We start from the raw sequence: 25,694 nt of genomic DNA, 5'->3' as shown, positions 1-25,694 counted from the left end.
TCGTTACGTATTGCTCATTCATCTTACACTGCAACAGGCGGTGGTTGCGAGCTGGTACGACTCTCCGGCAGTGCAGAGAGTCTCGGCCATCGTCAGGATGCCAAACACCTGTCGATGAAATGCAGCCGGGTTATTCAGCATGCTGGAGATGTCTGGGGAAAAGGCCTGAGGGGCGTTACACTGCAGGGTTGTCAGCAATCGATAGGTACAATGGGTCTGTTTGGCGTTGGCTGCGTGGAGGCGAACCCTGAAAGGTTCTTGCGGCACAAACAGACATTGATGGGAATTTTGCAAAGCAAGGGCCTGGTACGTTGATCTTCCGCGTCATGCCCTGATCCGGCAGTGGCGCGGCATCCCGCTGATGACACCTCCCTCCGTCTTCACATTCCGTGTACAATTCGCGCAAATCTATAATGAAATGTACCAAAGGAATTTCGCGTGAGTATCCTGAAAAACGATAGGCTGTTGCGTGCATTGCTGCGCGAGCCGGTGGATGTTACCCCCGTATGGATGATGCGACAGGCCGGGCGTTATCTGCCTGAATACAAGGCCACTCGTGCCCGTGCCGGCAGCTTCATGGATCTCTGCCGTAATCCCGAACTGGCCTGTGAAGTTACCCTCCAGCCATTGGACCGCTACCCGTTGGATGCGGCGATCCTCTTCTCCGATATTCTTACCGTCCCGGATGCGATGGGCCTTGGGCTCTATTTTACGCAAGGGGAGGGCCCCAGATTTGAGCGGCCGGTGCAGGATGAGGCCGCAGTCAATGCCTTGGGTGTGCCGGATATGGAGGATGACCTGGGTTATGTGATGGATGCGGTGCGCACCATTCGCCGGGAACTCGATGGCCGGGTACCGCTGATCGGTTTCAGCGGCAGTCCCTGGACGCTTGCCACCTACATGGTGGAGGGGAGCGGCACGAAAAATTTCGCCAAAGTAAAGGGGATGATGTTCGATCGCCCCGAGCTGATGCACAGGCTGTTGGGGAAAATCGCAGAATCGGTAATCGCCTATCTCAATGCCCAGATTGCGGCCGGCGCCCAGGCGGTCATGATCTTCGATACCTGGGGTGGTGCTTTGACCCCGCAGCACTACAACGCCTTCTCCCTGAAATATATGGAACAGATCATCCAGGGGCTGACCCGTGAATCAGAGGGACGCAAGGTGCCGGTGATCCTGTTCACCAAAGGCGGCGGACTTTGGTTGGAGCAGATGGCGGCAACCGGATGTGATGCCCTGGGTGTCGACTGGACCCTCAGTCTGGCGGACGCCCGGCGCAGGGTTGGCGACAAGGTTGCACTGCAGGGCAACATGGACCCTTGCACACTCTATGCCTCACCTGAGCGCATTCGCGAAGAGGTGGGCAAGGTGCTGGCGAGTTATGGAAAGGGCTCAGGGCATGTCTTCAATCTGGGACATGGCATCCACCCGGAGATAGATCCAGAGCATGCCGGTGCCTTCATTGAAGCGGTGCATGAACTGAGCAAACCTTATCACCAAGTCTGAGACAGGACCTGGGGGTCGGAGTCAAATTTGATCGAAACGATAGGATATTCAGCACGGTGACCCCTGTTAAATTTGACTCTGACCCCTTCGCCGACCCCTTCGCCACAGTGGGCGAATAACGATGAAGATTACAGTATTGGGCCTGGGACTGATGGGACGGCCCATCGCAGAGCGCCTGCAACATTGTGGGCACGATGTGGTGGCCTGGAATCGCTCCTCAGATCGCCTTGATAGAGCCAAAGAGGCTGGACTCGAGGTAGAGGCGGATCTAATCAAGGCAGTTAAAGTGGCGGACGTCATTTGCCTCACCTTGAGTGATGCCCCGGCGATCCGGGAAGTCTTGTTGCAGAGCGGTGTCAGCGCGGAACTGGCGGGGAAGCTGGTACTGCAGATGGGTACAGTGGCGCCTGAGGAGAGCCGGGAGATCGGCGCAGCCGTGGAGGCTGCGGGTGGCGACTACCTGGAGGCACCGGTCCTGGGCAGCATTCCGGAAGCCCGCTCGGGCAATCTGATCGTCATGGCAGGAGGCTCTGACGAAAGCTACCAGCGTGGACTGCTCCTGCTACGCTGTCTGGGCAAACAGGTGCAGCACGTCGGTTTCCTTGGACAGGGTGCGGCCATGAAGCTGGCGATGAACCAGCTTATTGCCTCATTGACCGCCGGTTTTTCACTCAGCCTGGGTCTGGTACGGTCGGAAGGGATCGAAGTGGAACTCTTCATGGAACTGCTGCGTGAGAGCTCGCTCTATGCGCCGACCTTCGATAAAAAGCTGTCCAAGATGCTGGAGCACGACTACGCTAATCCTAACTTTCCCCTTAAACACCTGATCAAGGACCTGGCCCTGTTTCAGCAGGTGGCCGAAAAGTCCGGTATCGACGCCGGGCTGCCGGAAGCAATGTTGCGGGTGTTTGAAAAGGGCCGCACCAACGGTCATGCCGAGGATGACTACTCCTCCCTCTATGAGGCGATCAATCCCGAGATGGATATGGGGGTGGATCAGGGATGTTAGCACTTACACTATTTAACTGAGAAAGCCATGCAACTGCTGTTCAGTCAACTGCCGGGCCGACACGAGCGGCACCTGATGCGCAAACACGAAAATCTTCTGTTTCCCGAAAGTGAGCGTTCACTAACCCCAGGGATCCTGGAAGAGGCGCAAAAACTCGATCATGAGGAACTGGTGGCCTATATTGGCGACCTGCGCAAACTGGTGGGTGAGGCCATAGCCCTGGGACCTCATGAGCAGAGCGACGTGATACTCAGCCTCAAAGAGCGCCTGGACAAATCCTACGAAACGGCCTGTGGTCTGGCCGACAATCAGTCGGACAACAAAGCGGCGATCAAAAAGTTAATCTCGGTGATCATGCAGGCGGTCTGGAAAGGCGCGGGCAATGACACGCTGGCACGACAGGAACTGGAGCAGGAGGAAGAGGCCCGTAAGTTGCACTACGGGGTGCTGGAGTTTCCCCTGGTTGCCGATCTTCTGTCACCGGATTCAGTGATCAAGGAGGAAGAGCTGATCGCCGTGCTGCTAAGCGAGGCACAGGATGCTTTCGAAGCTGCGGTTACCCTCTTCGATCCGGTACATATTGAGAATCTCTGTACCCAGGGTAAAGTCTTGTTGGAAGAGAGGGAAGCCGAAGGCATCGAAATGCCGGATGCCCGGAGTCGTCTGAGGGAACTGGAGACCCTGCTACAGGCGTAGGCTCGATCAAGCGTAGCGGATCGGGCGTTCTCGAATTGACAGAGCAGTTGGGTTGCCGGTTGCGCTACGCTTGAACCAACCTACGAAACCTCTTCCGCAAAACCCGGTCTTTCATCTGCCAGCAGATTTGCAGCTGGCTTGCCAATAAAATAGCCCTGACTGTAGTCAACGCCGAGGCGATTGACCCTCTCAAATACAGCACGCGAGTGGACAAACTCCGCCACAGTGCTTTTGATATCAATCTCCCTGGCGACATCCACGATCGCCTTGACCAACAGCTGCGCCTCACGGTCGCTATCGAGATCCCTGATCAGGGAGGCATCGATCTTGAGCTGATCCACTTCCAGTTCCAGGATGTGTTTGAAAGAGGAGTAACCGGCTCCGAAGTCATCTATGGCGAGATGGCAGCCATGCGATCTGGCCTGGCTGAGGAAGGATTTCAGGGCGTCATAATCGTCCACCTCTTCGCTTTCGAGCAGTTCGATGGTCATGCGTTTTCCCAGATCAGGATCGCTGCTCAGGCGGTCGAAGAGATACTCTCGAATCTCAGGATCGAGGATATCCTCCACGGCAAGATTAACCGAAAAAGTGTAGTGGCTCGATTGAAACCGGTCGAGGCACTTCTCCAGCATGATGCGGCTGAGCGCGGAGTAGATACGGCTCTCCTTGGCGACCTGCATGAAGGCGACGGGGGTGAGTAGCTGTCCCTCCTCATCCTGGATGCGCATCAGACATTCATAGTGTTCAATCCGTTTGCTCACATTGTTATAGAGTGGTTGGAAAAAAGGTTTGACGGCGTTCCGTCTAACCGCGTTTTTCAGCAGACGGGTGATGCGCTGGTTTGTGGCGACCTTCTCTTCGATGCCCAGTGACGCATCATATCGAAGCACCTTGTTGCGTTGTTTCTTGGTTTGTTGCAGCGCCATGTTGGCTCTCTCCAACAAGGGGGGTTCACTTGCCAAACCTGCACGAATACTGATCTGAACCTCATGTCCGTGGATGTCGAAACTGTTTCGCTCCACAGCATAGACCAGATTTTGCGCGAGTTTCAGCGGGCTCTCCGGCGTCTCAGACGTGGTGATAAGCACGCCGAAGTCGTCGGCGCCGAAGCGAAAAAGACGGCTGTCGGGGCGAGTATGCAGCAGAGTTTTCAGCTGCTTGGATAGCTGGGTAAGGATCTCGTCACCGCCCGCTGTCCCATAGAAGTCGTTGATGTGTTTGAAACCGTCAATATTGAGCATTACCAGCGCCGCATGCCCGGCTGGTGTTTTCTGCGAGGCTTCGAACGCAAACCGGTTGGGTAGCTGCGTCAGTCTATCGGTGGCCGCGCTGGCCTCCAGTTTTCGATGCAGGGCGATGAGCTTTTTATGCTCTCTGTCGGTGCCCACAAGGAGAAAGATGATAACGAAAATGGAGAGAATAAAGCCGAAACCCAGTAGGGTGGAGATACGATTTATCTGTTCTGCTTTATTGAGGCTCATCTCCAGGAAGAGGTGTTTTGCCAGGTGCAAGGTAGCTCGTGTGTCGACCTCCAGTGCCGCCTGCAGGGTATCGCTGTAGAGGCTGAGATACTTCAGGAAGATCTTGGCGTGGGAGAGGAATACCTGGTTAAAACGGGCCTGAGCGTCATTCTTGAAATGGTACTCCTGAAGTCTATTCACACCTTGGCGCAACTCTGTAAGGAAGTCCTTGTCCAGACTGCGAGAGGCAAGAAATACAGCGGAGGTGATGCGGGAAAGTTCCTTGAAATATTGGCCGTCACTCTGCTCAAAAAGGCTGAGATAACGGGCAGTAAGAGAGGGAATATGGGTGGTGGAGTTTTGTATCAATGAGTTGATGGTGGCAAAACGTAGAATCAACTCCTCTTTTTCTGCCAGTTTGACTTCATACTGCCCGAACTCGGCAAGTGTTTCAGCGAATACCGGATCCTGTAGATAGGCGTTCTCTTGAATCTCTGCAATGCGTTTGCGGATCTTACGAAGCTGGCTGTGACTATGGTCAAAATTGTAATAGATGAAGAAAGAGGCCTTGAGCAGATGGAGATCCAACTGCTCTTCGAATCGCTCGATGTCACCTATGGTGTCATAGACTGTGGAGTGGAGCTGCAGCAGACGGCTGGTTTGGGAATCGGTGTAAAAGAAGAGCGCGCCGACGAAGAACGCGGCAAGGACAGCAGCATAGATATTACCCGTGAGAGTCATGGTGTATCGAGGATGGCCGGCATATCGCCAGTCAAAGTATTGAGAAAGGCCATCAACAGGGTGAGCTGATCCTCTGACAACTCAAAACCAAGATTGTGGAAGGCCATCTTTTTCAATACTTTATTCAGGGTGGCCGCACTGCCATCGTGCAGGTAGGGGCCCGTTAGTGCAATATTTCGCAGGCTGGGCACCTTGTAACGGTTCTTGTCGAACGGGTCGCCGGTGCGTTGATGCAGATCACCCTGGTCCTTGCGCCATTCAACTGGAATGACGGCGCCCAGATATTGATAGGAGTTGCCGCCGATATTGATACCGTTGTGACAGGCGGCGCAACCGATCTTTTTGAACAGCCGGTATCCGTCCTGCGCGGTTTTATCCAGTTCAAGTTCACCCCGCAGATAGCGGTCGAATTTGGCGTTGGGGGTATAGAGTGCCTTTTCGAATTCTGCAATGGCATCCGCCATATCGTCTATCTCGACGCGGGATTTTCCGTAGATGGTTTTAAACTGGCGGGGATATTCCGGGTGTCGATTGAGACGCCGGTCCACCTCCTCCAGGGTCAGCCCCATCTCTACAGGGTTGTGCAGAGGGCCGGAGACCTGAGAGGCCAGGTCGTCGGCACGGCCGTTCCAGAACTGGCGAAAGTTGAAATAGGAGTTGAAAACCGTCGGTGAATTCATCTTTCCCGGCCGGTTGAAGATCCCTTCGGAAACGGTACGGTAGTCCGCGCCACCGGTCTCAGGATTATGGCAAGTGGCACAAGAGACTGTCTGGTCTTGTGACAGAATGGGATCGAAAAAGAGCATTTTCCCTAATGCAGCCTTCTGTTTGTCATACTCAACATGCTGTGGAATGGGTTGAATCGGCTCCATGGCAAATAACGCAGACCCAGGCAACAGGGATCCCCCGAGCAGGATGAAAAATCTCCACGGGAGTCTCAGGTGTTTGATGTTTGTCGGGTCGTTATATGATTCGGACATGCGTTATTTTTTCCACAGCGGGTTCAGGGCTGGGCAACCTATAACAGGATTCGTTCAATACCACCGCTTTGTATTTTGCGCTGAAAGTCGTCATACCATGAGTTACCTTGCAAGCGGCGTACAGCCTCTACCACGATATATTCAACATTGAGCCCGGTCTCATCACTATAGCGGCTGAGTCCCTGCTGGCAGGCGGGGCAGGCAGTCAGCATTTTTATGTTGTATCCACCCTCTTTTGACAGCGTCGCTATGCCTTTGTGCAACTCTGCAGATTTACGAAAGCGCAGTTGGGTTGCGATATCGGGCCGACTGGTTCCCAGTGTGCCGGCTTCGCCGCAACAGCGGTCTGAAAGCAGAACCTCCTTGCCGGTCAGTGCCGAGGCCACTACCAGCGGATTGTAGGTTTTCATCGGGCTGTGGCAGGGATCGTGATATAGGTAGTTTGTCGGCTGATCTCCGGGTAGCTTAACCCCTTTCTCCATAAGGTATTCATGGATGTCGAGCAGGCGGCAACCGGGAAAGATTTTTTCAAACTGATACTGCAACAGCTGATCCATGCAGGTGCCGCAGGAGAGAATCACTGTCTTGATGTCCATGTAGTTAAGGGTGTTGGCAATTCGATGGAACAGCACCCGGTTTTCTGTGGTGATGGCCTGTCCTTTGCCGGTCAGGCCGGCGGCATTTTGCGGATAGCCGCAGCATAGGTAACCCGGTGGCAGTACCGTTTGGGTGCCGAGCTCGTAGAGCATCGCCAGAGTGGCCATGCCGATCTCACTGTAGAGACGCTCTGAGCCGCAGCCGGGGAAGTAGAAGACCGCATCGCTCTCCCCAGTGACTTTTGCAGGGTCACTCAAGATCGGGATAGTGGTCTTATCTTCCAGATTCAAGGCGGCACGCAAGGTCTGCGTCTGTAGCTTGACCCGGATGGGGCGGCTGACCAATTCTACTGCCAGGGTGCGGGCCGAGGGTTTGCCTGTGGAGCTGGGGGGCAGCCTGTCGGCTTTGCCCAGCAGGCCAAAATGGCCTGCAAGCCGGTGTCCGAGACTGAGACCCTTGAAACCCCAGTCAGCCATGCCTTTACGCATCCAACGGATGGTGCGGGGGTCGGAAATATTGAGAAAGGTCATCGCGGCCTGGGCACCGAGATTGCGTTTTTTCTGCCCCTTATCCACCAGTATCTTACGAATCCGGGTGGTGACATCACCGAAATCAATGTTGACCGGGCAGGGTTTCTCGCATTTGTGACAGACGGTGCAGTGGTCCGCTATGTCGTTCATCTCGCCGAGATGTTGCAGGGAGACGCCGCGCCGGGTCTGCTCCTCGTAGAGGAAGGCCTCGATGATCAGTCCTGTGCCGAGAATCTTGTTGCGGGGCGAGTAGAGCAGGTTGGCACGGGGGATATGAGTCATGCAGACCGGTTTGCACTTGCCGCAGCGCAGGCAGTGCTTGATCTCGTCGTTGAGGGCGCCGAGCTCACTTGCTTCGAGGATGATGGCCTCCTGCTCCAGCAGGCGCAGGGATGGCGTATAGGCATTCTCCAGGTTGGCGTCTGCGGCGAGCTTGCCGCGGTTGAACCAGTCTTGGGGGTCGACCTGTTTTTTATAGGTCGCAAAGGCATCGAGTTTGTCTTTTTCGAGATACTGCAGTTTTGTCAGGCCTATGCCATGTTCGCCTGAGATAGCCCCGCCCAGTGAGGTGGCCAGTTCCATGATGCGTTCGACGATGCGGTCGGCCTGGTGCAGCATCTCATAGTCGTCGGAATGAACGGGGATATTGGTGTGCACGTTGCCGTCACCGGCGTGCATGTGCAGGGCAACGAATAGGCGGGAGCCTCGAATATCTTGATGGATCTCCCGCAGGGCGTGGCGCAACGGACGCATATCCTGGCCGGTAAATATCTCGTCGAGACGGCTGGCGATGTCCCGGCGATAGGAGATCAGCAGGTCGCGGCGCAACAGCAGATCGATGATCCGGTCCCCTACACGAAGATGCTCCTTCTCGTCTCCGCTGAGCAGCTGGGCATGTTCTGCCGCTGGGGCATCCAGTTGTGCCAGGATCAATTCCCAGCGCCCCCGCGCCTGCTTTACGGCCTGATGGGCGAGGTTGACCTTGTCCTGCAGGATCTTGTGGCTCTCTGCGCTCGGCTCGTTTTCGTCGGCCAACAGCCGCTTACCACAGTCATGCTCCAGACACTCAAGCACTGCGTCGGCGATGCGAATCTTATTACCGACCGACTCTTCGATATTGATCCGCTCCACCTCCCGGCTGTAGTCCGCCAGCCTATCCAGGGGGATCACCACATCCTCGTTGATCTTGAACGCATTGGTGTGGGCGGAGATGGCGGCTGTACGCGCCCGGTCCACCCAGAAATTGCGACGGGCCTCAGGACTGACGGCAATGAAGCCCTCCGCATCCCGGGCGTTGGCAAGCCGCACCACTTGCGAGGCAGCCTCTTCCACCGCTGTTTCGTCGTCACTGGCGATGTCTGCGAGCAGCACCATCTTGGGACGTTCCCGGCGGGGTGCCTTGGTGGAGTACTTGACTGCCTTGAGGTAGCGCTCGTCGAGATGCTCCAGCCCAACCAGCAGCACATCGGGCTGCTGGTCGAGAAAATCCTTGATCTCGACGATGGCCGGCACCGCCCGGCCGATGTCGCTGCCGAAGAATTCGAGACAGAGGGTGCGCGACTGCTCCGGCATGCGGTGCAGTATGAAACGGGCGGAGGTGATCAGGCCATCACAGCCCTCTTTCTGCACTCCCGGCAGGCCGGAGAGAAACTTGTCGGTGACATCCTTGCCGAGTCCCGCCTTGCGGAACATCGAGCCGGGAATCTCCAGGATCTCCGGATCGGCGGTGAGAGGGTTGTGGTCGGCATCGAAACGGGTAATACGGAAGCGCACCCGTGTCTGCTCGTGGATCTTGCCCAGATTGTGCTCGAGGCGTTCGACCTCCAGCCACTCGCCATTGGGGGTGACCATGCGCCAGCTGACCAGATTGTCGAGGGTGGTGCCCCAGAGTACCGCCTTCTTGCCGCCGGCATTCATGGCGATATTGCCGCCGATGGTAGAGGCATCCTGGGAGGTGGGGTCGACGGCGAAGGCGAGTCCGTCCGCCTCCGCCAGCTCCGAGACCCGGCGCGTGACAACACCGGCGCCGGTGGAGACGGTGGGCACCTTGCCGTTGACACCGGGTAGTGAAAGGGTCTCTATAACGCCCAGCTGCTCAAGCTTTTCGGTATTGATCACCGCACAGTGGGGGTCGAGGGGCACTGCACTGCCGGTGTAGCCGGTACCGCCGCCACGGGGAATGAGGGTAAGGCCTGAGTTTATGCAGGCGCGTACGATGGGAGCCACCTCCTCCTCTGTATCGGGGGTGATGACAACAAAGGGGATCTCGACGCGCCAGTCGGTGGCGTCGGTGGAGTGAGCGACCCGTGCCAGGCCGCTGAAATCGATATTGTCCTTACGGGTCAGGCCGATCAGGTTGCGTTGGGTCCTGCGGCGCAGTTCGATTTGCTGCTCGAACTGACAGGCGAAGGTGCTGACGGCACTGCGCGCGGCCTCCAGCAGCTTAAGAGCCTGAGCATTGTCATTGGCCCGCGACTCAAACTGATCGAGCCGATGGGTCAAAGCGTCTATCAGTGCCCGGCGGCGTTCCGGGTTTTGCAGCAGGTCGTCCTGCAGATAGGGGTTGCGGGTGATAACCCACACATCCCCAAGCACCTCGAACAGCATACGGGCGGAGCGACCGGTGCGGCGAGAGCCTCGCAGTGCCTCGATGATGCGCCACATCTCCTCGCCGAGAAAACGGATAACGATTTCACGATCTGAAAAGGAGGTGTAGTTATAGGGGATCTCGCGAATTCGCTGCACTGGCTGTTCGTTCATCAAGCTGCCGGTTGGGATAAAAACAGACCTCGCAAGCATCAATCTCTTCGAGGGAATGGCATATTGTAGCCCAATTCAAAAGTGGAAAGACTTGAGGGTTCTCAAGCAGATTCAGAGGTTATTCTAAAGACGCAAAGGGCAGCAAGTGCAACGAGCAGAAAATTTCGTTGAGGGGCGGGGAATTCTGCTCCCTGGATGTTTAATCCTTGGGGGAGGGAAAGCGTTTATCGTTACCGGTCAGGGGAAGTCGGCGTGGACTTCGTGATCCTCGAGAATACGTTCAATGTTGCAGGCGATATTGAAGTTGCCCTCATCCGATGGATAGCTACGTATGACGCATGCCTCGGCGGATAGCGGCGGCGTGATAGTCTTTCCCGGCATGATCTCCACGGCAAGCTGGGTGCCGGGTTCGAGTGATTGGTCAGACTCCAGCAGTATGCCGCTGCTGCTCAGATTCTTCACCACTGCTGCGGAGACCGTCTCGCCTCCAGCGATGCGGAAACGGGCCGGACATTCGATGTTCATGCGCAGAAAGTCACGCTTTTCGGCATAGTCATTCATCCGCTCTACTCCTCATGTCTGTGACGACCAATTTGGAAAAATTGCAATTCGACAATTTTCCGACATTTTCGATTGAGGATAAATGTAGCAGTCTTTACAGATAACGAAAGTGCTTTTTCTGCCCAGAGAGGCGTTTTGTTCCTGGATTTTTGTCGCGGAGTGTATTTCTGCTGACAGCGTCTTCAAGCGGAACCGGTCTGAACGGGGTAAACTTAACTCGTCTGTTTCCGAAACAGACGTAGGCCCGATCAAGCTTGCGGATCGGGCAAACAGCTAACCGTTTCGCGCAGAATTTTGCAAGGACCCGATCATGATGAAACGCCTACTGTATTGCTTGCTGTTGTTGCCTGTTTTATCGTTGGCAAATGCGGAAACTGTCTATCGCTCGGTGGATGAGTCAGGGCAGGTGACCTATTCCGACACGCCGGGGAAGGGTCGGTCAGATGTGGTAAAGATGCCTTCTGGACCCTCCCCGAAAGCAAAGCGGGAGAGCCAGGCTCGGGAGAAAGAGATCAGGGATGCCGCTAACAAGGCAGGACGCCAGCGGCAGTTGGGTGATCAGCAGCGTGCCGTCGATATCAGCGAAGCCGAACGGAATTTGCAGGCGGCCGAGGCAAGGTTGGACGATGCAAAGATTCTGCGGAATGAAGATCGTCAATCCACGGCGGGAGGAGGCCGTCGTATCCGCCCCGAATATTTCGAACGCATCGAACAGGAGGAGGCGGCCGTGGAGGCGGCGCGGAAAAAACTGCAACGGGCACGCAACTGACGTTGATGGAGATCTACCTGGTTGGCGGCGCACTGCGCGACAGACTGCTTGGACTGCCGGTGATGGAACGGGACTATGTGGTAGTGGGTGCCACCCCGCAGATGATGCTCGAACGGGGCTTCAAACAGGTGGGGAAGGATTTCCCCGTTTTTCTCCATCCTCAGACCAGTGAAGAGTATGCGCTGGCCCGTACCCTGAGAAATCCAGTTTCAGGTAGCCGCTTTTCTGAACCCCATGCCGACCCGGATGTCACCTTGAAAGAGGATCTGGCGCGTCGTGATCTCACCATCAATGCGATAGCCGAGAGTGAAGCAGGCGAGATTTTCGACCCTTTTCAGGGGCGCCGTGATCTGCAGGCAAAGTGCCTGCGGCATGTCTCACCTGCTTTCAGTGAAGATCCCGTCCGGGTCTTGCGGGTCGCCCGTTTCATGGCGAAATACTGTGATCTCGGATTTCAGATCGCAGCCGAGACCTTGTCTCTGATGCGGGAGATCAGCACGGCCGGTTCCCTTGAAACCGTGGCGCCGGAACGGGTTTGGCAGGAGCTGGAGAAATCACTGCTGCTGCCGAATCCCACCTCTTTTATTGAAACCCTGCGGCAGTGTGGCGCGCTTGCTGCGTTATTCCCTGAGCTCGATTGCCTCTGGGGCGTGCCGCAGCCACCCAGATGGCATCCTGAGATCGATACCGGTCTGCATACGCTGATGGCCCTGGCGATGGCGGCCCGTCTCTCCGACGATCCCCTGGTGCGTTTTGCTGCGTTGACCCACGATCTTGGCAAGGGGGACACCTCGGCGGAGATACTGCCCAGCCACCACGGGCATGAAGGACGCGGTGCGCGCATCATCCGATTATTGTGCGAGCGGCTCAGAGTGCCGACTCACTACCGCCTTCTTGCTGAGCGTTGTGCAACCTACCATGGGCACATCCACCGTCTGGACGATTTGAGACCGGGTACGGTGTTGAAGGTGCTGGAGGGGCTGGACGCCTTTCGCCAGCCGGAGAACGTTGCGCGTTTTCTGCTGGTCTGTGAGGCGGATTATCGTGGGCGTGGAGGGTTTGAGGCGCGCTCCTATCCCCAGGCGTCGCGATTCAACGACCTGTTTCACGCAGCGACACAGATCGATAAAGGGGAGTTGAAGCGCATGAAACCGGGTAAGGCGGTGGGAGAGGCGATCCGGGTATTGCGGCTGGAGGCGATCAAGGCTGCGATGTGATACGTAGGAGCGGCGCCTCGCCGCGAGGGCGCGGCTCCTACGTTTTTGCAGTCCTAACCCGCCAGCCGTTCGAAGATTCGAAACCCCGCCACATAGGTGCCGACCGCCGAACCCAGCGTGCTCAGGAAAAAGACCAGCAGAATGCGGGAGACCCGGTTGCGCCACCAGCCTTTGAGAGAGGTGGTATCGTTGCGCAGCGCTCCAAAATCGGCCACCGTGGGTTTGCGCAGATAGATCTCCATGCCTGCGGTAACCATGCCTGCGCCGATGGTGGGATTGAGCGAGGTGATCGGGGCTGCCAGAAATGCGGTGATCACCGTTATGGGGTGGGCGGCGGCCAATAGTGCGCCAAGGGCTGAGAGGCCGCCATTGATGAGTACCCAATCCATCACCAGTTGCCAGCCGAGTTCCGGGCTGCGCATGAAACCGATCAAAAAACCCACCATCACCAGGGCGACGATTGCCCAGGGGATCAGTTTTGGCCAGCGGCTTGGTTTGGGAATCCGTTCGAGGCTTTCGATGATCTTTTTTGGGGGATCTTGCTGAGTCTCCAGATATCCGGCGATACCCTGCATGTGACCTGCGCCGATGACTACCAGCAGGTTTTCATGTCCTGCCTGTTCGATCTCCTCGCGCAGCCGGGCCGACATGTAGCGATCGCGCTCGTCGATGAGTGGGAGGTAGAGGTCCTGCCTGTCTTCGGCAAACTCCGCAAAGGTGGTCTCCAGCATGTCGCCCTCTTTAAGACGTTCGATCTCGGCTTCATCCACCTCCTCTTTGGAGACGATACTGGCGAGCAGCCCAGCGAAGAGGCCGAAACGTTTCCACCAGGCCAGATTACGGGAGACCCGCTTCAGGGTGACGCCGATCTCCCGATCGATAAGCAGTAATGGCAGATTTGCCTCGCGGGCAATGCGGATCGCTTCACGCTGTTCTGCGCCGGGTTCAATGCCGAACTGGTCAGCCAGCCGCTGTTGATAGGCACCAAGGGCCAGGCTTGCCATCACCAGGGGTACCCGTCCCTCACGCACGACTTTGAAGAGATCCATCTTGGCCAGGGCATCGGGGTTTATCAGGGCATTATAGCGACTGGGGCAGAGTTCCACCGCGACGGCATTGTACTCTCCGCTCTCGAGCAGTTCCGTTACCTTCTCGGCACTGGCACGGGAAACGTGCGCGGTGCCCAGCAGGGTAATCCGGCTGCCATCAAGCTCGATATCAATCTGTGGTTCCTGTTGCCCTGCAGTCATCTCTGTTTGCCAGGTGATTTCTGAAAGCGGCATCATAGCAGTGATAAGGAGAATACACAGGGTATCGCAGGGTCGTGGCTGTAAAGAGCTTGACGAACATGTAGTTGCTATTAGATGAATCGGGTAGTCTTATCTGACATCGCCGGAATCAGAGAGAAGCGGGGGGTTGGGATGTTAAAGAGAGTGATTCAGCTGAGCTTGATATTGCTGCTGGTGTTGAGCGGATGTAAGACCATTGATGAACACAAGCAGGTATTGGCGTTGGAGGATACGCTACGCCGGTATGAAGGCACCATTCGTTGGGGCAATGTGGACAATGCCCAGGGTTTTCGCGCCCTCGATGCCGCAGGTGATCCTCTCCCACCGGTCAGAGCTGATCTGAGGGTTACGAGTTACGAGGTGGTCCAGGGACCGACGATGCTCGATGAGACGACGGCGGTACAGATTGCCGATATTCAATACACCTTTGATGAGCGTCCCGTGCTCCGGTCGATCACCGATCAGCAGGTCTGGAAGTACGACGTAACGAAAAAACTCTGGCAGTTGCAGACCCCTGTGCCTCTATTTAAATAGTGTTTGACTGGAAATGCCGTTTTTTACCACGAAGCGCACGAAGATATTATATTGTTAATCAATCTTTTACCTTCGCGCTCTTCGTGTTCTTCGCGGTTAAATATGGGTTTTCGGGCGGACGCTAAGACGCTCAAGTAACTGTGACGACCATAGGGTGCAAACCTGCCCACAATATGCGATTAGGGTGGCTGAGTAGAGGAACACCAATGCAAGGAAATTCGCAATTATCACCAACCTCACGCTTCCTGCTGCTGGCTGCCGCCTTTTGTGGTGCTGGTAGTGAATGAAAGCTGCAGTCTCGCTGCTGGTGCCCTTTCGTTGGCGCTTTATCTCTGGTGATAGCCGCACCACCCCGTTTCTCCTCAAATATTCAACTGCTCTTGGCGTTGTTGATCGTGATCTTGGGTATTGTCGGCACAGGCCTGTTGCTGGGTTGGTTGTGGAGTCTGCTGAACGACTTCATCAATAACCTGCCGAAATATCAGGGCGACTGGCGGCGCAAGTCAGAGCTTTCTGGTTTGGCTGGTGAACAGGGTGTGGAGGTCGATGAGCGTACGCTGACCACCTATTTTGACACAGGAAAGGCCATGGCGATGGCGGAAAAGTCTGAGCAGTCTGGAAATGTACTGACCGAAGCGCTGTTCATCCTTATCACGGTCATTTTTATTCTGCTCGAGGCGGCAGGATTCCGCCGCAAATTACATCTATTTGTTAAAGACCGGAAGCCGCGCTGAGCCATATTGAAAAGATTACCTCGGATATCAAGCGCTATATGTCGATCAAGACATCAACCAGCCTGCTGACCAGCGTGATCGTACGGTATGGCTGCAGGTGTTGGGTGTGGATTATCCGATCCTCTGAGACAACCTTCCTCTTTAGCATGGCTTGCTCCCCTCACCCAGGGTAAAGCCACTCATATCCATCGTATCGGAACCACTGCTGTCGAGGCGCATCTCATCCATCGACATCTCAGGTGCGTCCATGGACATCCCCTGCATGTCCAACTCTGCCCCACCGACAGACTGATCCATCTTGGCCGCCTCCAGCATCTTGGCGGTGGCCTCACGCAGCTTGGATTCGGAATCGATCAGGAACAGGGCAGAGGCCACCACCTCCTCACCGGCCTTCACTCCTTCGAGCACCTGTACCCAACCGTCGCTGTTCTGACCCAGGGTCACCGTGCGCGGTTCGAACTTGCCCGGTGCGCGCACCACGAAGACCTGATCCCGTTCACCGGAACGCACAATCGCTGAATCCGGCACCACCACCGCATCCTTCTGCAACCCGGTATTGAGGGTCACATCGGCGAACATATCCGGCTTCAGGGCCAGTTGCGGATTATCCAGCTCCAGACGCACCTTGATGGTTCGGGTCCTCGCCTCCGCATAGGGATAGATATAGGAGACCCTGCCCTCAAAGGTCCGGCCCGGCATACTCTTCAGGGTCAACTGCGCCTTATCGCCGATACGCACCCAGGGCAGCTCATGTTCATAGACATCGACCTGCACCCATATCTTGGTGAGATCGGCAAGACGGTAAAGTTCGCTCTTGGGGGTCACATACTCCCCCTCGCTCACATTCAGCTTCATCACGATACCGTTGAAGGGGGAGTGGACATGCAGTGCCTTGAACGTCTTACCGCTCTGTTCCAACTCCCGGATCTGGTGTTCCGGCACATCCAGCAGCTGTAACCGCTCGCGGGAGATCTCCGCCATCTGACGGGCACCCTGCCGGATATCGGGATACTCACTCTCACCCAATGTCTTCAGATTGCGTAGCGCCAGCAGATACTCATGCTGACTGCTGACCAGTTTGGGGGAGTAGATGGAGAAGAGGATGTCGTCCTTCTTGACCGGCTCTCCTGTCTTGTTGATGAAGAGTTTTTCGATCCAACCCTCGGTTTTGGGGTGCAGACGGGTGATGCGGGTCTCATCGGCAATCACCCGCCCCAGCGCCCGCACCGAGCGTGAAAACGCCTGGCGTTTGGCCTTGACGGTGCGCACACCGATATTCTGTACCGTCACCGGGTCGATCCTCACCGTGCCGGCCGGTTCATCCGCTGCCCCGCCGTCATCGGCATAGACCGGCAGGTAGTCCATACCCATCTCATCCCTGGTAAAGACCGGAGAGGTGATGGCGGGATTCATGGGGTTGCGCCAGAACAGGGGTTTCTTCCCCTCCGCCTTCACCGGCGCGGCAACCGCAGCCTCCACGCCAGGCACTGTCCAGGGTATCTGCGGCGGATAACCGTTCAGCCAGACACCGGCGCCGATGCCAACCAGTAGTGCGGCAGTCAAACCTATCGGGTATTTATTCATGATTTTTTCTCCCCACCGACCGCAGCCAGCAAACGTGCCTCGGCCTGTTTGGCTTGGCTCAGAGCCTTCCAGTAGGCGATACGAAAGTTGTTTAATTTGATCTGGGTGCGAACCAGGGTAAGGAAATCCACCTTGTCCACTTGATAGCCGGCAAGCATGGAGGCCACTGCCTGCTCAGTCTGGGGGATTATCCCTTTGCGCAGCAGACGGGCCTGCTCCCGGCCCTGTTCATAGTCCGCCAGGGCACGTTCCACCTGTTCACGGATCTCACGGCGGGCATCATCCAGAGCGTAGCGGGCCTCCATCCGTTCGCTGTTGCGCTGATCCACCTCCCGGTCCTGCTTATTGCCCTGATAGATCGGCAGGTTGAGACTGACACCGATGGAGAGAAAATCGCTGCGGGATGAGCCGTCCGGATTGTTTCCACCGCGCAGACCATAAGCACCTTTGAGTGTGAAGTCGGGATAGCTCCCTTTACGCGCCAGCTCCAGTCGCCGATCTGAGGCATCCAGCGAATGCTGTTTCATACTCAGCAGGGGACGCTCAACCAGGGCCTGCTGCAGCCACGCATCTGCACCCTCCAGATCCGCCAGCTCAAGGGGATTTATTGGTTCCAGCTCCACTGATGAACCGCCTGGATGGGCCATCAGGGCTTGCAGGCGGGCGGCCTCACTGCGGCGCATGCCCTGCAGGCGTATCGCCCGTTCCAGCTGGCCTGAAAGCTCCACTTGCGCCAGCAGCACATCCTGCTGCAGTCCCTCCCCCACCCGGTATTTGACCTGCACCACCTGGACGAAGGAGCGCAACCGCGACTGATTGTCCTCTACGGTGGCCAGGGCACGATCCAGGTAGAAGAGATTCCACCAGCTGCGCTTCACATCGCGGGCCAGCTTCAACCGCGCCTCGCGGGCTTTGTCCTGCTTGCCCAAGGCCGCCAGCCGCGCCGCCTCGGCACGCAGCTCAAGCTTGCCGGACCAGGGCAGTTTCTGGCTGATGCCGACCTGAAATTGGGTCATGGCTTCCTGGGTCAGATCAAAACTGTCCAGGGGAAGATTGGCGACATTGAAGGACAACACAGGATCAGGCAAGGCGCCAACCTGACTCGGCCGCTGGGCAGCGGCCTCTGCCCTGGCCTCTATCTCAGCGAGACCCGGATTACCTTGTAACGCCAGGCTCACCGCCTGGTCGATCGACAAGGTACCGGCCGCCTGGCTGTTCTGCCAGACCATACCGCACACAAAGAGAAGGGCGGCACGCACCCGGCGCTGCGAAAAAGAGAACATTGATGGAAACCTGCTGTTTGATTCGGGATTGGCAGCAGGGGGTTCCTCACCCCAAGCGAATTCGAGCCGTCCTGGCGGACGCTAAAACATCAGGGGGTGGAAACGGGATGCTGCCTGCTGAAACGATCGTCAGACAACAGGAGGTATCAGATGCGCAGGCAGCAGAAACTCAGGCGTGGGGGGATTGGAACGGGTGGGGCCGAGAAGGAGAACAGAATCTCATCGCGGGGTGGCCCCCTTACCGGGCGCATATCCGCCAGATCCATGGAGACCAGAACCGGCTGATCGATGCGTTCGAGGATCAGGAGATTGGAATCGCGCTGCGGCAGGGCCTGTTGCAGATTAAGATGACCTGTGTCACAACGACATAGAGTGTCCACCATCTTGGGCATCTGGCAATGCTGATCATCACTCATGACCTTTTGGGAGTTCTCTCCCATCGGCATGGAGTGCTGCCCGAAAGCCGCCAAGGCACCCTGCCCCCAAGACAACAGCAATACCACCACCAAAATCCAGGTGGCCGATCGCAGATTGTTGTCATGAGTCGAGATCATCTTAAAGCGTCTTGTTTCTCAAAGTTGTCATTATGTTCAGATAGAGACACGATATGCTATACGCAGGGGTCGGAGTCAAACCGCACCACAAACGCTGGTAATAACGATGCAATCAGAGCGGTTTGACTCCGACCCCTCCAGAATAGAGACACGATGAATGCCAAAGGGTTCCATCGTTGCGTGCTGAATTTGAGCAGATATTATGGCCAGTCACAAGTCTATTCCATCCCTATCGACCAGCGGTCGACTTACCTGACAGATTGATCCGATCTATCTCTCGACGCCTATGCCATTTCACCAGCATTGTGACGATGACAGGCGCCAGTGTCAGCCCACCCAGTATCAGCACGGTACCGAGCGCCTGCTCCAGGCTCGAGGTTGTCAACTCACCACCGAAGTGAGCCAGCAGAAAACTCATGGGAATAAGACCTGCCAGTGTCGCCAATGCAAAACGCCAAGTCTTGATGGACGTCAGACCGGCGCCATAGCTCACCAAATCAAAGGAGAGAAAAGGTATGAGCCGGGAGACCAGGACCATACCCATGAGGATATTCTGCGAGCCCAGCCAGCCCAATCTCAGGCGCTTGCCGAAAAGCCGAACCATCAGCTCATAACCCAACAGCCGGGCTATCCAGAAAGCACCCATTGCTCCAGTGACGGCACCAGCCACCACGTAGACAGTACCCCAGGTATGCCCATAGGCGGCGCCGGCTGCCAGGGCGATCGGCGCACTGGGGATGGGATTGATAATAATAGCTATCGCCATCAGCGCGATAAGCATGACCGGCCCCCAGTATCCCAACGCTAAAACCCAGACTCTCAGTCGATCGACATCCGTGACGATAGCCATTATCCCCATCTCCTTTAGCAGATAGTAAGCAGAGACAAGAACCGACACAAAAAGCCCAAGCAAAAAGATTCGTCGAACCATGGAGCTTACCCGGCCATCTTTCGTGACAGATACGAACAGAGAAACATCACCTCTCCTTCTACTTGGGCGGCTTATTGCAACAGGCTGGGGGCGGCGCTTTTGCATTGTCTCTGGCGTTGGTATCGGAAAATTGAAACCAATTACCCTTGAACCGGCTCCACCAATTATCCAATGGTGGAAAGCCGGTGTTTTCCAACACATCGACAATCACCTGGTAGGCCGATTGAGTGGCATCGTAACGCACAATGACCTGATGTTTTTCCACATCCGCAGCCACCTTGCAAACTCCCGGCAGAGCACTGACTGCTCGTTCCACTACCATCGCGTCAGCAGCATGCACCAGTGCCGGTATTTTAATCCTGTGCCTGACTTCCCAGGTGCCTACAGGTTTCAGGGAATCTTGTGTTTTCATCATTGGCTCCAGACTAGTTTCAACCACCCAAATCCTTTCGCTTTTGCTCGAACTCCTTTTGATCAATCTCACCCCTCGCGTAGCGCTCCTTCAGGATGTCGAGTGCAGACTTCTGCTTTCCAGGTGGATTTTCACTACCTCCCCCAGCCGCCTTTACCGCCCACACGATCGCAACGATCAAAAGGATCCAAAACAACCACATAAAACCACCACCGAAACCCATACCAAAACCGTTTCCCATCATGCTGAGTCACCTCGTTAAATCTCTACACGTTTGAGCCTGAGTGCATTGGTGATCACGGAGACCGAACTGAAGCTCATGGCAGCGGCAGCGAGTATCGGTGAGAGCAACAGACCAAAAACGGGATAAAGTACACCGGCTGCCACCGGCACACCGAGAGAGTTGTAGATAAAGGCGAAGAAGAGGTTCTGCCGGATGTTGCGCATGGTCGCCCGGCTCAAGCGTCTGGCACGCACAATGCCGCGCAGGTCACCCTTGACCAGGGTTACGCCGGCGCTCTCCATCGCCACATCGGTGCCGGTGCCCATGGCGATACCGACATGGGATTGCGCCAGGGCCGGGGCATCGTTAATGCCATCACCCGCCATGGCGACCGTATGACCCTCCGCCTGGAGTTTCCTGACGATCTCGGCCTTCTGATCCGGCAACACCTCCGCCTCGACACGGTCAATACCGAGCTTATCGGCTACAGCCTGAGCGGTGGTATAATTGTCACCCGTCAGCATGACCACCTTTACGCCCTCGGCATGCAGATCACGAATAGCCTGTGGTGTAGATGACTTGATGGGATCAGCCACACCGATCAGCCGGCACTCTTGCCATCTATCGCCACGAACATGACAGTCTGGCCTTGTGCACGCCCGGATTCTGCCTCAGCGGGTAACTCACCCGGATCAATTGATAACGCCTCCATCAGTGTGAGGTTGCCAAGCGCCACCGCTCGTCCATCAATGTTGCCGCGCACGCCCTGGCCGGTGATCGATTCGAACTGGTCAGTAGGAGCCAGACTGATGCCCCTCTCTTCTGCGCCACGCACAATGGCCTCCGCCAGCGGGTGTTCACTGGCCCGTTCCAGACTGGCAGCGAGATGCAGCACCTCATCTTCACCGAAGCCTTCGCCACTCAGAACTGAAACCAGTTGCGGCCTTCCCTCGGTCAGGGTACCGGTCTTGTCCACCACCAGCGTATCCACCTTCTCCATGATCTCCAACGCCTCGGCGCTCTTGATCAATACACCCAAGCTGGCCCCCTTGCCGGTGCCAACCATGATCGACACGGGCGTCGCCAGACCCAGTGCACAAGGGCAGGCAATGATGAGCACGGCCACCGCATTGATCATGGCGTGGGCCAGACGCGGCTCCGGTCCAAAGAAACCCCAGACAATCAGTGTGAGCACCGCAATCAACACCACCGCCGGCACAAACCAGCCGGCAACGATATCCGCCAACTTCTGGATCGGCGCCCGTGAACGTTGGGCCTCGCTGACCATGTGTACGATCTGCGCCAGCAGGGTCTCGCTGCCCACCTTCTCGGCCCGCATCAGCAGGCTGCCGGTTCCATTCACCGTTGCGCCGATCAGGGATTCACCCGCAGCCTTTTCAACGGGGATCGGTTCGCCGGTGACCATCGACTCATCCACCGCACTGCTGCCGTCCGTGACCACGCCGTCCACAGGTACCTTCTCTCCAGGCCTTATCCGCAGGATGTCGCCAGGCATGACCTGCTCCAGAGGGATGTCATCCTCGGTGTCATCGGCACGGACGATACGGGCTGTTTTGGGGGCCAGCCCCAGCAGCAGCTTGATGGCGGCATTGGTGCGGCTGCGGGCACGCAGTTCCAGCACCTGGCCCAACAACACCAGGGCCGTGATGACGGCTGCCGCCTCGAAATAGACTGGGACTGTTCCACCTTCGTGCAGCATGTTGGGCGGAAAGATGCCGGGAAACAGCAGGGCGACGACGCTGTAGCTCCAGGCCACCGCCACACCCAGTCCGATCAGCGTAAACATGTTGAGATTCCAACTCACCACCGACTGCCAGCCGCGCACAAAGAAGGGCCAGCCACCCCACAGGACCACCGGCGTGGCCAGGGTGAACTCGATCCACTGCACCGTCTTCATGGATAGGCCACCCGGTAACCAGTTGGGTACGAGATCCGCCACCATGGCCAGCAGAAAGAGCGGCAGGGCCAGCAGTGTACTTACCCAGAAGCGGCGGCTCATGTCGATAAGTTCTTCGTTCTTCTCCTCCACCTCAATGGTGCGTGGCTCCAGCGCCATACCACACTTGGGACAGGGGCCTGGGTGATCCGTCTGGATCTCTGGATGCATAGGGCAGGTGTAGACGGCACCCGTCACAGGCTGATGAAACGCACCATCGGGGTCGGAGTCAAACCGCCCACTACTATCATGTTTTTCTGACACCTTTACGCGGTTTGACTCCGACCCCTGTTCATTCAGAAAGGCAGCTGGATCGGTTGCGAACTTCTTCTCGCAGTGTTCACTGCAGAACCCATATTCGATATGGTCATAGAGGTAACGGTGAGGACTCTCGGGATTGACATCCATGCCACAGACCGGATCGACACCGTTCCAGGATTCAATTTTCTTTGCCGGGTGTCCCATTGTTGCCTCCTTAGATCTCAGTGTGACAGTGACCTTCACTGCCTTCGACCGACTCGATGATATGACAGATGACAGACACTGTTGCCATCGGGGATTCCGTCAGGCATAAGATCCCACTGCTCAAGCGCCTGCTCCATACGCTCCTGGAGTTTCATCATCTCCTCGATCTTGACACGGTTCTCCTGAATACGATGCTGGATCCTGCGTACGAAAATCGTCACGCTGGCGACTCACCCAGTTCTGCATGTTGAGGTGATCTGTTTGATCTCGTTCAAAGTAAAACCAAGATACTTGGCCATGCGGATAAATCGCAACCGAGCCGCATCATGTAACGTGAAGAGGCGGTAGCCGTTCTCCTGCTGTGCTGCAGGCTGGATCAGACCAATACGCAGGTAGTAACGCACCGCCGACCAACATCATGCCTAATGCAAGTTCGTTGACTGTAAGCATGGGTTCAATCTTCCTGCCAGCCGCTGATCGGTAACCAACTGGTCTGTGTTAAGCCTACAACCTATGCGTTACACACAGGTCAAGGGTATTTGCCCCTGCCCAGCATTTACTCCACAACACTTCCCCCCATCGCCTCGCGTACACGAAGGAGACGGGAACGCACCTCTTCACGCAGAGTCGACCACGTCGTCCCAGTCAGCAAATTCAGCACTGCCTCGGCAGGATGCCAAACCCTTCCTCCTTCAGGGCCGCAATCACCTGTTGCTCAATCTGATCCATTTCGCCCTGGAGCCTGGTTGCAAAGCTATACATGCTTCTTTTCCTCATGATTAATTGACAGTTATGGTAATTTTTTCCGAGAGCAATGGCGGGTCCTGGGGTTCATGCTGCTCATCGCCCAACAATAACTGCAGCGTGTGTCTTCCAGATAGCAGTTCCAGCATGACCTCGGTCTCACCCCTGTCAAAGTGAATATGGAGAGGATCACGGGGAATGGCTTCATCCATATCCGGCAACTGCTCCACATCCACCAGAAGATGATGATGGCCCGCGGTATGCCGTCGCTTGCCTGTGGTCCCGGCAGGCGTAATACCGAAACCCTCGATACCAAATTTCACTTTGAATGGACTTTTTACCACTGCACCATCCGCAATGCCGATGAAATAGATCTTTGCCTCTTCCGGTGGCGAGTGCGCCCCCGAGATGGGTGTCACCAGCAGCAGTGCCATTGCCAGAACGGGTGTGATGGCGGAAACAAGCCTCTTCTTAATCATCTCTATCTCCTACTGGTTCCGGCTGGCATAGACGGTGGTTTTCCCGTTTTCCTGGATGGTCACAACGTTATATGGATCTTTCCTCGGCCCTTCCATCCCTGGCGAACCCATGGGCATGCCGGGTACGGCAAGACCCTTGATCGGCGGTTTCTCTTTCAACAGACGGGCAATCACATCGGCAGGCACGTGCCCCTCTATGATATATCCCCCAACCTTGGCGGTATGACAGGATTGCATGTTACGCGGCACGCCCAACTCTGTTTTGATCGAACTCATATTGCGCTGGTTGTGTACCTCCACCTTATAGCCATTCTCTTTCATATGGCTGACCCAATCCTTGCAGCAACCGCAGGTCGGACTTTTGTAAACCACGACATCAGCCGCCTCAGCGGGTTGCTGGCTGAACAGTACGCCACCTACAACCAGCGTGATCCCGGTCAGCAACCAGGCAGCGAGTTTTCCGTAAACGGGTAATTTCTTCGATTTCTCAATCTTCTTCTTTGTCATAACTTTTCTCCTGTAACCTTATTTATTTCATAGGATTCGGAGTCAAATTTGACTCCGAGCCTTCACCATCTACAGATATCAGCCCTTATTGATTGGCTGCATGGGTTTTCCGGCCTGAGCATTCCGCTCGTGCCACACACGATAGATCTCATCGGACCAGTGGGTCTGCACCCAGGCCAAAATGTCGTCAATCTGTTGGTCATTCAGCTTGCTGGCAAACTCAGGCATGGTACCGCCCAAAGGAATACCTCCACGCTGCACTGTCCGCCGCAACACGGATAGCGGATGGTGCCAAGTGTGGGCAGCGCCGTTCAATGGCGGCGGCGGGTACTTGCCATCCGCACCAGGTTTTTTCCAGTCCGGCGTGCCAGAAGCATCCGGCATGTGGCAGCTGGCGCAATTCGTCTGGAACAGTAGATTGCCGCTCGCAACCTGCTCCTGGTTGTACCAACGCTGAACGGACGGAGATACTGGCGGCGAAACAACCGGTTTATCGACGCTGGCCGCTGCACCTTGCTGCTCGCTGCAACCAGCCAATACAACCAGACCCATCAATGGCAACAGGCTCAACAATCTTCTCTTCATTATGTATTCGCTCCTTTTCGAACAGTATTTGTGTAGGATGCTGGTGAGCTTGCGAACCGCATCTGTTGGGTTGTTCAATGACGCAATCGATGCGGTTCGTTCCTCACCAGCATCCTACATTTTCAGAGATGTTTTGAACCCAAAGGTCAGAACCAGGCGCGGATGCCGGCGACGATCTGAACATCGCTGGTATCCTCACCCTCGTCTCTGGCAAAGTCGGCGGTCTGGCCGAATTTCCCCGTCCAGTTGACACCTATGTAGGGAGCAAACTCCCGCCGTATCTCGTAGCGCAACCGCAGTCCCAACTCCATATCTGAAAGACCGGAGCCGATGCCGACCGCCTCGTCATCCTTGCTGTAGAGATTCATCTCGACCTCTGGCGACAGGATCAACTTCTGCGTGAACATATATTCGTATTCGGCATCCAACCGGGCGCCGATCTGTCCTGACTCACCGATAAAGATTCCGGCATCAACCTCGAACAGATAGGGCGCCAGGCCTTTGAAACCGAGGGCCAGGAAGTCCCGCTTCGGATCCGGTTTTATATCCCGTCGCCAGCCAACCTGGAGATCCCAGAATGGTGCGAT

27 protein-coding genes are annotated in these 25,694 nt (G+C 56.2%); 8 read left to right on the top strand and 19 right to left on the bottom strand.

All coding sequences use genetic code 11. From position 1 onward, the window contains the following. The 4 genes from G9Q73_RS09895 to G9Q73_RS09880 form a co-directional block, all read left to right on the top strand. On the top strand, positions 1–315 hold a 315-nt coding region (locus G9Q73_RS09895), incomplete at its 5' end, for a hypothetical protein (protein WP_177419637.1). A 123-nt stretch (positions 316–438) separates the two neighbouring features. Next, a complete protein-coding gene (gene hemE, locus G9Q73_RS09890) occupies positions 439–1,506 on the top strand; it encodes a uroporphyrinogen decarboxylase (protein ID WP_177419636.1) in 1,068 nt (355 codons plus the stop codon). A gap of 121 nt (positions 1,507–1,627) precedes the next feature. Then, positions 1,628–2,515: an NAD(P)-dependent oxidoreductase gene (locus tag G9Q73_RS09885; RefSeq protein ID WP_177419635.1), complete on the top strand. Its 888-nt coding sequence runs from the start codon at positions 1,628–1,630 to the stop codon at positions 2,513–2,515. Between the two features lie 27 nt (positions 2,516–2,542). Continuing rightward, the gene (locus G9Q73_RS09880) at positions 2,543–3,211 is read left to right on the top strand and encodes a hypothetical protein (protein WP_246345167.1); all 669 of its coding nucleotides are present in this window, start codon (positions 2,543–2,545) and stop codon (positions 3,209–3,211) included. An 80-nt stretch (positions 3,212–3,291) separates the two neighbouring features. Here the strand turns inward: G9Q73_RS09880 and G9Q73_RS09875 are convergent, their stop codons facing one another. From G9Q73_RS09875 to G9Q73_RS09860, 4 genes are all read right to left on the bottom strand, one after another. Next, on the bottom strand, positions 3,292–5,412 hold the full coding sequence (locus tag G9Q73_RS09875) for an EAL domain-containing protein (RefSeq protein WP_177419634.1): 2,121 nt from the start codon (positions 5,410–5,412) through the stop codon (positions 3,292–3,294). Further along, entirely contained in the window at positions 5,409–6,392 is a 984-nt protein-coding gene (locus G9Q73_RS09870; protein WP_177419633.1) for a cytochrome-c peroxidase, read from the bottom strand. The genes G9Q73_RS09875 and G9Q73_RS09870 overlap by 4 nt, the downstream gene beginning before the upstream one ends. 38 nt (positions 6,393–6,430) lie before the next feature. Further along, positions 6,431–10,279, bottom strand: a complete 3,849-nt coding sequence (locus tag G9Q73_RS09865) for a DUF3683 domain-containing protein (protein ID WP_177419632.1) — start codon at positions 10,277–10,279, stop codon at positions 6,431–6,433. Positions 10,280–10,516: 237 nt separating this feature from the next. After that, positions 10,517–10,840, bottom strand: coding sequence for a PilZ domain-containing protein (locus G9Q73_RS09860; RefSeq protein ID WP_177419631.1), 324 nt, complete (start codon positions 10,838–10,840; stop codon positions 10,517–10,519). A 310-nt stretch (positions 10,841–11,150) separates the two neighbouring features. Between G9Q73_RS09860 and G9Q73_RS09855 the strand changes: the two genes are divergently transcribed. Then, positions 11,151–11,609, top strand: a complete 459-nt coding sequence (locus G9Q73_RS09855; protein ID WP_177419630.1) for a DUF4124 domain-containing protein — start codon at positions 11,151–11,153, stop codon at positions 11,607–11,609. Between the two features lie 5 nt (positions 11,610–11,614). Continuing rightward, entirely contained in the window at positions 11,615–12,826 is a 1,212-nt protein-coding gene (locus tag G9Q73_RS09850; protein WP_177419629.1) for a multifunctional CCA addition/repair protein, read from the top strand. A 53-nt stretch (positions 12,827–12,879) separates the two neighbouring features. Here G9Q73_RS09850 and G9Q73_RS09845 read toward each other — a convergent pair whose 3' ends face one another. Next, on the bottom strand, positions 12,880–14,076 hold the full coding sequence (locus tag G9Q73_RS09845; protein ID WP_177419628.1) for a TraB/GumN family protein: 1,197 nt from the start codon (positions 14,074–14,076) through the stop codon (positions 12,880–12,882). Between the two features lie 171 nt (positions 14,077–14,247). Between G9Q73_RS09845 and G9Q73_RS09840 the strand changes: the two genes are divergently transcribed. Beyond that, positions 14,248–14,649 carry an asparagine synthetase gene (locus tag G9Q73_RS09840; RefSeq protein WP_177419627.1) on the top strand — a complete coding sequence of 134 codons (402 nt, stop codon included), beginning with the start codon at positions 14,248–14,250 and terminating at the stop codon, positions 14,647–14,649. Between the two features lie 335 nt (positions 14,650–14,984). Then, positions 14,985–15,383, top strand: coding sequence for an AI-2E family transporter (locus G9Q73_RS09835; protein ID WP_177419626.1), 399 nt, complete (start codon positions 14,985–14,987; stop codon positions 15,381–15,383). A gap of 141 nt (positions 15,384–15,524) precedes the next feature. On the opposite strand, the gene G9Q73_RS09830 is transcribed toward G9Q73_RS09835, so the two are convergent. The 14 genes from G9Q73_RS09830 to G9Q73_RS09770 all read right to left on the bottom strand — a co-directional run. Next, positions 15,525–16,967 (bottom strand): efflux RND transporter periplasmic adaptor subunit, encoded by a 1,443-nt coding sequence (locus tag G9Q73_RS09830; protein WP_177419625.1) that lies wholly within the window; start codon positions 16,965–16,967, stop codon positions 15,525–15,527. Beyond that, positions 16,964–18,250: a TolC family protein gene (locus tag G9Q73_RS09825; protein ID WP_177419624.1), complete on the bottom strand. Its 1,287-nt coding sequence runs from the start codon at positions 18,248–18,250 to the stop codon at positions 16,964–16,966. The genes G9Q73_RS09830 and G9Q73_RS09825 overlap by 4 nt, the downstream gene beginning before the upstream one ends. A gap of 146 nt (positions 18,251–18,396) precedes the next feature. Continuing rightward, the gene (locus tag G9Q73_RS09820) at positions 18,397–18,804 is read right to left on the bottom strand and encodes a hypothetical protein (RefSeq protein ID WP_177419623.1); all 408 of its coding nucleotides are present in this window, start codon (positions 18,802–18,804) and stop codon (positions 18,397–18,399) included. Between the two features lie 229 nt (positions 18,805–19,033). After that, positions 19,034–19,735, bottom strand: a complete 702-nt coding sequence (locus G9Q73_RS09815) for a TVP38/TMEM64 family protein (RefSeq protein WP_218649943.1) — start codon at positions 19,733–19,735, stop codon at positions 19,034–19,036. A gap of 58 nt (positions 19,736–19,793) precedes the next feature. Continuing rightward, positions 19,794–20,147 (bottom strand): heavy-metal-associated domain-containing protein, encoded by a 354-nt coding sequence (locus G9Q73_RS09810; RefSeq protein WP_177419622.1) that lies wholly within the window; start codon positions 20,145–20,147, stop codon positions 19,794–19,796. Positions 20,148–20,166: 19 nt separating this feature from the next. Next, complete coding sequence (locus tag G9Q73_RS09805; protein ID WP_177419621.1) at positions 20,167–20,391, bottom strand: SHOCT domain-containing protein; 225 nt, start codon at positions 20,389–20,391, stop codon at positions 20,167–20,169. Between the two features lie 14 nt (positions 20,392–20,405). After that, positions 20,406–20,966 carry an HAD-IC family P-type ATPase gene (locus G9Q73_RS20705; protein WP_439654689.1) on the bottom strand — a complete coding sequence of 187 codons (561 nt, stop codon included), beginning with the start codon at positions 20,964–20,966 and terminating at the stop codon, positions 20,406–20,408. 5 nt (positions 20,967–20,971) lie between these two features. Further along, complete coding sequence (locus tag G9Q73_RS09800) at positions 20,972–22,792, bottom strand: heavy metal translocating P-type ATPase (protein WP_439654688.1); 1,821 nt, start codon at positions 22,790–22,792, stop codon at positions 20,972–20,974. 35 nt (positions 22,793–22,827) lie between these two features. After that, positions 22,828–23,013 (bottom strand): MerR family transcriptional regulator, encoded by a 186-nt coding sequence (locus G9Q73_RS19610; RefSeq protein ID WP_246345165.1) that lies wholly within the window; start codon positions 23,011–23,013, stop codon positions 22,828–22,830. A 9-nt stretch (positions 23,014–23,022) separates the two neighbouring features. Continuing rightward, positions 23,023–23,196, bottom strand: coding sequence for a MerR family transcriptional regulator (locus tag G9Q73_RS20445; protein ID WP_369408873.1), 174 nt, complete (start codon positions 23,194–23,196; stop codon positions 23,023–23,025). Between the two features lie 375 nt (positions 23,197–23,571). Then, positions 23,572–24,015, bottom strand: a complete 444-nt coding sequence (locus G9Q73_RS09785; protein WP_177419620.1) for a DUF4399 domain-containing protein — start codon at positions 24,013–24,015, stop codon at positions 23,572–23,574. Positions 24,016–24,024: 9 nt separating this feature from the next. After that, positions 24,025–24,522 (bottom strand): DUF411 domain-containing protein, encoded by a 498-nt coding sequence (locus G9Q73_RS09780; protein ID WP_177419619.1) that lies wholly within the window; start codon positions 24,520–24,522, stop codon positions 24,025–24,027. Positions 24,523–24,600: 78 nt separating this feature from the next. After that, entirely contained in the window at positions 24,601–25,107 is a 507-nt protein-coding gene (locus G9Q73_RS09775; protein WP_218649942.1) for a c-type cytochrome, read from the bottom strand. Between the two features lie 146 nt (positions 25,108–25,253). After that, positions 25,254–25,694 (bottom strand): copper resistance protein B (locus G9Q73_RS09770; protein WP_177419618.1); only part of this gene is annotated, 441 nt, incomplete at its 5' end.

Source organism: endosymbiont of Lamellibrachia barhami (assembly GCF_011947365.2).
Classification (GTDB): domain Bacteria; phylum Pseudomonadota; class Gammaproteobacteria; order Chromatiales; family Chromatiaceae; genus QGON01.
The sequence above is the reverse complement of the archived record's forward strand: the minus strand, read 5'-3'. Positions and strand labels throughout refer to the sequence as shown.

Coding starts and splice junctions, on each gene's coding strand:
- G9Q73_RS09885 (WP_177419635.1), top strand. CDS start 1,628: ATGAAGATTACAGTATTGGGCCTGGGACTGATGGGACGGCCCATCGCA.
- G9Q73_RS09880 (WP_246345167.1), top strand. CDS start 2,543: ATGCAACTGCTGTTCAGTCAACTGCCGGGCCGACACGAGCGGCACCTG.
- G9Q73_RS09875 (WP_177419634.1), bottom strand. CDS start 5,412: ATGACTCTCACGGGTAATATCTATGCTGCTGTCCTTGCCGCGTTCTTC.
- G9Q73_RS09870 (WP_177419633.1), bottom strand. CDS start 6,392: ATGTCCGAATCATATAACGACCCGACAAACATCAAACACCTGAGACTC.
- G9Q73_RS09865 (WP_177419632.1), bottom strand. CDS start 10,279: ATGAACGAACAGCCAGTGCAGCGAATTCGCGAGATCCCCTATAACTAC.
- G9Q73_RS09860 (WP_177419631.1), bottom strand. CDS start 10,840: ATGAATGACTATGCCGAAAAGCGTGACTTTCTGCGCATGAACATCGAA.
- G9Q73_RS09855 (WP_177419630.1), top strand. CDS start 11,151: ATGATGAAACGCCTACTGTATTGCTTGCTGTTGTTGCCTGTTTTATCG.
- G9Q73_RS09850 (WP_177419629.1), top strand. CDS start 11,615: ATGGAGATCTACCTGGTTGGCGGCGCACTGCGCGACAGACTGCTTGGA.
- G9Q73_RS09845 (WP_177419628.1), bottom strand. CDS start 14,076: ATGACTGCAGGGCAACAGGAACCACAGATTGATATCGAGCTTGATGGC.
- G9Q73_RS09840 (WP_177419627.1), top strand. CDS start 14,248: ATGTTAAAGAGAGTGATTCAGCTGAGCTTGATATTGCTGCTGGTGTTG.
- G9Q73_RS09830 (WP_177419625.1), bottom strand. CDS start 16,967: ATGAATAAATACCCGATAGGTTTGACTGCCGCACTACTGGTTGGCATC.
- G9Q73_RS09825 (WP_177419624.1), bottom strand. CDS start 18,250: ATGTTCTCTTTTTCGCAGCGCCGGGTGCGTGCCGCCCTTCTCTTTGTG.
- G9Q73_RS09820 (WP_177419623.1), bottom strand. CDS start 18,804: ATGATCTCGACTCATGACAACAATCTGCGATCGGCCACCTGGATTTTG.
- G9Q73_RS09815 (WP_218649943.1), bottom strand. CDS start 19,735: ATGGTTCGACGAATCTTTTTGCTTGGGCTTTTTGTGTCGGTTCTTGTC.
- G9Q73_RS09810 (WP_177419622.1), bottom strand. CDS start 20,147: ATGAAAACACAAGATTCCCTGAAACCTGTAGGCACCTGGGAAGTCAGG.
- G9Q73_RS09805 (WP_177419621.1), bottom strand. CDS start 20,391: ATGATGGGAAACGGTTTTGGTATGGGTTTCGGTGGTGGTTTTATGTGG.
- G9Q73_RS09800 (WP_439654688.1), bottom strand. CDS start 22,792: ATGGGACACCCGGCAAAGAAAATTGAATCCTGGAACGGTGTCGATCCG.
- G9Q73_RS09785 (WP_177419620.1), bottom strand. CDS start 24,015: ATGATTAAGAAGAGGCTTGTTTCCGCCATCACACCCGTTCTGGCAATG.
- G9Q73_RS09780 (WP_177419619.1), bottom strand. CDS start 24,522: ATGACAAAGAAGAAGATTGAGAAATCGAAGAAATTACCCGTTTACGGA.
- G9Q73_RS09775 (WP_218649942.1), bottom strand. CDS start 25,107: ATGAAGAGAAGATTGTTGAGCCTGTTGCCATTGATGGGTCTGGTTGTA.